Here is a 6,074-nt window from a genome sequence, read left to right as displayed (position 1 = left end):
CTGTACCCCACTCCCCCCCACCTGTCCGACACTCCGGACACCCCCACGCCCACGTCCGGCGGGGCCTGGAGATCACCTCTCCGGCATCAATGTGTCTTTTGACCGAACGTGTCAAAAACACCTCCGGTAACCGATGCAGCGGCTATCCTCGACCGCCGCCGCGAATGAGTACGCTTTCCGGACGGAGCGGACGGATGATTCCCGCCGGTGAAGATCGGCTTCCGCTCGGTGCCACACTTGTGGGGGGGCCGCCGGGCCCACCTCGCCGATCTGGGGACGGAGGCCGACGTGACGGTGACGGAGCCCGGCGTCATACCGTGGCGCGAGCCCGGGACCGGCCTGCGCCACCTCGCGGATGTCGCGACGCGCATGACCCGCGCGGTCGAGAGCGTCATCGACGGCAAGCCCGAGGTGGTCAGGACATCCCTGGTCGTCCTGCTCGCCGAAGGCCACCTGCTCATCGAGGACGTGCCCGGCGTCGGCAAGACGATGCTCGCCAAGGCGCTGGGGCGCTCGATCGACGCCCGCGTCCGCCGCATCCAGTTCACTCCCGACCTGCTGCCCAGCGATGTCACGGGGGTGAGCGTCTACAACCAGGACACCCGCGACTTCGAGTTCCGCCCCGGGCCGGTCTTCTCCAACCTGGTCATAGCCGACGAGATCAACCGAGCCGCCCCCAAAGCGCAGTCGGCACTCCTCGAATGCATGGAGGAACACCAGGTCACCATTGATGGCGTCACCTATCACCTGGAATCGCCGTTCATGGTCGTCGCGACCCAGAACCCGATCGAGATGGAAGGCACCTATCCCCTGCCCGAGGCGCAACGGGACCGTTTCACCGCACGGGTGTCCATGGGCTATCCGTCATCCGCGGCCGAGCTGGCCATGCTGGACAGCCATGGCAACACCGAGCCCCTCGACGCGGTCGACCCGGTCACCGAGGCCGCCGAGATCACCAGACTCATCTCCCTGGTCCGTTCGGTCCACGTGGCCGACGAGGTACGCCGCTACATCGTCGATCTCGTGACGGCGACCCGCCGGCACCCGGAGCTCGTCCTGGGTGCCTCCCCGCGCGCGGCCCTGCACCTGATCAGGACCGCCCGGGCCCACGCCGCCCTCGACGGCCGCGCCTTCGTCGTCCCCGACGACGTCCAGGCGATGGCCGAACCGGTCCTCACCCACCGGCTGCTGGTCAGAGCGGAGACCGCGGCGTCGGGCGGGTCCGCCGTCGAGGCCGCCTCCCGGATCGTCGCGGACATCCTCACGCGGGTCCCCATCCCGCACCGGGGGGCACGTCCGTCGCACCGTGGCCGTTAGATCGCTGTGTCGGACTTCCTGGCAGCCTTACGAGGCCTGACCGTCCGCGGGCAGTGTTTCGTGGTCACCGGGCTGGTCTGCTGCGGGCTGGCGGTCGTGGTCGGCGAGAAGGACCTCCTGCGGGCCGGCCTGCTGCTGCTCACCCTGCCGCTGTGCGCGACGGCGTTCGTGTGCCGGACCCGCTACCGGCTCGCCTGCCACCGGCGCCTGACACCCGCCCGCGTGACCGTGGGGGCGGTGGTGTCGGTCGGTGTCCGGATCGACAACATGAGTCGGCGTTCCTCCTCGGTGCTGCTGGTGGATGACGACATCCCCGCCCATCTCGGCTTCCGGGCGCGCTTCATGCTCGACCGGGTGGAGCCGGGGGGCGCCCGGTACTTCACCTATCAGCTTCGCCCCCGGCTGCGCGGCCGTTACCTGATCGGGCCGATGGCGATCCGGATCACGGATCCGTTCGGGCTGTGCGAGCTCACCCGCACGTTCCGCAGCCGCGACGAACTGGTCGTCACCCCGCCGGTGGAAACGCTGCCCGCGTCGCGCCCCGGCAGGCAGATCACGATCGGTGACCTCCGCCAGCGCGACCGGCCCACCATGGGGACCGACGACTTCGTCACCCGCCCCTACCAGGCCGGGGACGACCTGCGACGGATCCACTGGCGCACCAGTGCCCGCGCCGGTGAGCTGATGGTGCGCCGGGAGGAGAGCTCCCGCCCGGCCAGCGCGACCGTCCTGCTCGACACCCGCTCCGCGGCCTGGGCCGGTCAGGGGCCGGCCTCCTCGTTCGAGTGGGCGGTCAGCGCCGCTGGCTCGGTCGCGGCGCATCTCACCGAGAGCGGCCACCTGGTCGACCTGATCTGTGACGGCAGCCTGGCGGCCGCACCGGCCGCGGGCGGACCACGGAAGCCGACCCGCAGCACCACCGCGCTGCTGGACGCGCTCGCCGTGGTGACCACCGCCGACGCCGGTCCGCCGTCCCGTGCGGCATCCCCGGGCCCGCCCATCCCCGGCCGGCGCGGCCTGGCCCACCTCGCCGGCGACGGGATACTCGTGGCGGTCCTCGGCTCCACCGAGCCGGCACGAGCAGGGATACTCGCCAGGGCCCGCCCGCGCGGCACACTCGCGACGGTCGTGCTCGTCAACGTCGCGACCTGGGACGGGAACCATGCCGCAGCCGGGCAGGAGGCCACCGGGCAGGAGAACCTGCGCGCCTGCCGCGCGGTCTTCCAGCGTCACGGCTGGACTGTGATCGTCGCCGGCTACGGCGACACCCTCGCCACGTTGTGGCCGGGTGGGTCCCAGCGGAGCTCCGGACGAAGCACAGCCGGCAGCGGGAAGAACAACAGGGCCGGGCGTCAGGCGGCCGGCGCCCAGAGCACAGGCGTGATCCACCATGGCCGACCGCAGCCACCGCAGCCACCGCAGCCACGGCATCCGGAACCACGGCACGTCGCCCAAGGGAGTGGTCCCACGCAGCCGCGGCATCCGGAACCACGGCATCCGGATCCGTCGGCCTCGTCGAGCCAGCCGCTCGAGTGGCCATCCACTGTTGGCCGGGCCGCTCCTGCCTCGGCCGCTCCTGGCCCGGCGACTCCTGGCCCGGCGACTCCTGGCCCGGCGACTCCTGGCCCGGCGACTCCTGGCCCGGCGACTCCTGATTCGGCGGCTCCTGCCTCGGCCGCTCCTGGCCCGACGGCTCCTGGCCCGGCGACTCCTGATTCGGCGGCCGTTGGCCCTGCTACCACCGGTCAGGCCACCGCCTGGCCAGCCAGCAGCGATTCGGCCATCAGAGGTTCGGCCGCTGAGAGTTCGGCCACCAGCAGCGCGGCGGCCGGCAGGCCAAGGGCCGGCAGACCAGCGGCCACCTGGCCGACCGCCGCTGACCCAGCCATTACCAGCCGGGCCACCGGCGGCCCAAGATCCTTCCCGCCTGACACGACCAGCACGGCACCACCTACCACACGCCCACCCACCGCACGCCCGACAGCCCTCCCACCCGGACCGCCCGACAGCGCCAGAACGTCCCCCCTGCCCCGCTTGTCTGCCATGCGGGAACGCGCCGACAGCAGGCCCGAGCCGGCGCGCCCGTCCGCAACACCCCGGTCACCGGCCACGCGGGTGCGGCCTGAGGAGACCCCGGAAGACGCGGCCACGGCAGGGCAGCCAGAGGCGGAAGCAGGCCTGCGGCGATGATCACGCGCCTGCCCCCCACCCTGACCGCTACTCTCGGTGGCGCACTCGCGTCGCTGCTGTGCGCGTTCGCGCTCGCGCCGTTGTTCGACGGCCTGTGGTGGCTGCGGCTGGCTGTCGCGGCCACGGCGGTGGTGGCGGGAACGTCCGTGCTGGGCCAGGCCCTGCGGTTGCCCGTCCCGGGCATCGTGCTGTTGGAGGCACTCAGCCTGCTCGTCGCGGCGACCATACTGTGTGCGCGGGAAACCGCCCTCGCCGGCGTGCTGCCGACCAGCCAGACGCTGGAAACGCTGCGTTCCCTGATCGCCACCGGCCGGGACGACGTGGCTCGGTTCGCCGCGCCGGTACCGCAACGGCCGGGTCTGGCGCTGCTCGTCCTCATCGGCGTCCATCTGGTCACGATGGTCGTCGATTTCCTGATGACGGTGGCCCGGCGTCCGGCACTCGCCGGGCTCCCGCTGCTGGCGCTGTTCATGCTGCCGGCGGCGGTGCTGCCGGACGGCGTCGGGCCGGTCCGGTTCGTTCTCGGCGCGTTGGGCTTCCTCCTGCTGCTGATAGTGGACGGCCACACCAGCATCGAACGCTGGCGAAAACCGGTCACCACCGCGTCAGCCCCCGCATCGGGTTCCGGCGCACCCGGCCCAGGCGTCGGCACCGGCCATAGCTCTGGCTCTGGCTCTGGCTCTGGCTCTGGCTCTGGCTCTGATCATGGCCCTGGCCAGGGCGCATCGGATGCCGCCTCGTCGGCATCCCCGCGGCTGGGCAACAGAGCCGGCGTCCACGTCATCGGGATCACCGTGTGCGCGATGGTGTGCGCGGTGGCTGTACCGGCCGCGCTGCCCTCGCTACAGGAACTGGCGCTTGTCACGCACGGTCAGGGCAACAACCATGACGACGGCCCCGGCTCGACGGTTGTCATCCAGCCGATCGTCTCGTTGGCGCAGCAACTGCACTCCCCGCTGACAAAGGAACTGGTGTCGGTGCGCACCACGTCACCGCAGTATCTGCGGCTGACCGCGCTCGAACAGTTCGACGGGCAACAGTTCACCCTGCGGGCGCTGCGCGCCGGACGCGAGGCAAAAATCAGCAACGGCCTGCCCAGGCCGACAGCCACCGCCCACAGCACGCAGATCGCCGCGGCCATCCGCGTGTCGAAGGACCTGGAGGCGAACTACCTCCCGCTGCCCGGCACCCCGACCAGAATCACCGGTCTTGACGGTGACTGGCGGCTGGCCGCCGAGACCGGCACGGTGTTCAGCACCCGGACCTCCACCGCCGACGCGACCTACCAGGTCGAAGCAGCCGTCCCAGCCCCCACCCGCGAAGAGCTCACGACCACGTTGACAGCCGTCCCAGCCGAGCTGAAGATCGACACCGAACTGCCCGCCAGCACCGACCCCCGGATCCACAACCTGGCACGGCAGCTCACGCGAACCGCGTCCGGCCCCTACCAGCAGGCTGTCGCCATCCAGAACTACCTGCAGAGCGGTGCCTTCACCTACGACCTGGACGGCGCACCCACCACCCAGGCCGGGGCGCTGACAGACTTCCTGTTCACGCGCAAACGCGGCTACTGCGAGCAGTTCGCCTCCGCGATGACGGTGCTGCTGCGGTCGCTGGGGATCCCGGCCCGGGTGGCGATCGGCTTCAACGCGGGCGAACGGCAGCCGGACGGCAGCTACCTGATGACCAACAAGAACATGCATGCGTGGCCAGAGGTGTGGTTCGCCCCCACCGGATGGATCCCCTTCGAGCCGACCCCGCCAGCGAGTGCGGGCATCGCCATCCCCGGCTACTCACAGGTCCAGAAGCCGGCTGGAGGGAGCACGGCTTCCGTGCAGGCGGGCGCCGCCCGGTCGTCGTCCGCGCCCGAGACCGCCGCGCCGAGCGCAGGCACCACCAGCGGCGACGGGCAGGACACGGTGGCGCATCAGCCCCTCACACAGCCGCGGCCCACCAGCGACGGGCCGCTGCCCGCGATCCTCTGGTGGTTCCTGCCGGGGGCCGCCCTCCTCGCGCCACTGGGTGGACCAGCCCTGCTGCGGATGGCCCGCCGTCGACAGCGCCTCAGGGCCACCCTGCGGGAGGCCCCCGACGACGGGGACGCGGCGGCCGACAGCCGTGCGCACGCGGCCTGGGCCGAACTGGCCGACCTCACCGTCGATCTCGGCATGCCGCTGCGGCCGAACGAGTCCCCGCGAGCCAGCGCGACGCGGCTGAGCGCTCACATCGCGGCCAACGCCCGCACCCCCGAGCGAACGATCACGACGGCGGAGGCCGAGGAGGCCCTGGCTGCCCTGCTCCGGATCGCCGAGGCGGAGGAACTCGCCTGCTACGCGCCGCTGGCCCTGGTCCGCTCCCACGCACCGGACGAACGAATCGGACGTGATCTACAGACAGTTACGCGCATCCTGAAGAAGATAACGCCGCGTACCAGCCGCGTTTGGGCCACCGCAGTCCCCCGCTCCGTGGTCGCCGACCTGAGGGGCCTGCGCAGCCTGGTCCGGACGGGGAGCCGCCCGAAGCCGAGACGCCCGGCAGCACTCCGGCACGACCAGAACAGCCGGCAC

The 6,074-nt window shown here is 71.7% G+C and carries 3 protein-coding genes; all 3 read left to right on the top strand.

All coding sequences use genetic code 11. The features are described from left to right. Window positions 1-288 precede the first annotated feature (288 nt). The gene (locus tag AC5LSR_RS16595) at window positions 289-1,317 is read left to right on the top strand and encodes an AAA family ATPase (RefSeq protein WP_445548461.1); all 1,029 of its coding nucleotides are present in this window, start codon (window positions 289-291) and stop codon (window positions 1,315-1,317) included. 6 nt (window positions 1,318-1,323) lie between these two features. After that, window positions 1,324-3,507 carry a DUF58 domain-containing protein gene (locus tag AC5LSR_RS16590; RefSeq protein ID WP_250286486.1) on the top strand — a complete coding sequence of 728 codons (2,184 nt, stop codon included), beginning with the start codon at window positions 1,324-1,326 and terminating at the stop codon, window positions 3,505-3,507. Then, window positions 3,504-6,074 (top strand): transglutaminase TgpA family protein (locus AC5LSR_RS16585; RefSeq protein ID WP_493468662.1); only part of this gene is annotated, 2,571 nt, incomplete at its 3' end. The genes AC5LSR_RS16590 and AC5LSR_RS16585, both read left to right, overlap by 4 nt.

It is taken from the genome of Protofrankia sp. CiP1_Cm_nod4 (assembly GCF_982290645.1).
The sequence above is the reverse complement of the archived record's forward strand: the minus strand, read 5'-3'. Positions and strand labels throughout refer to the sequence as shown.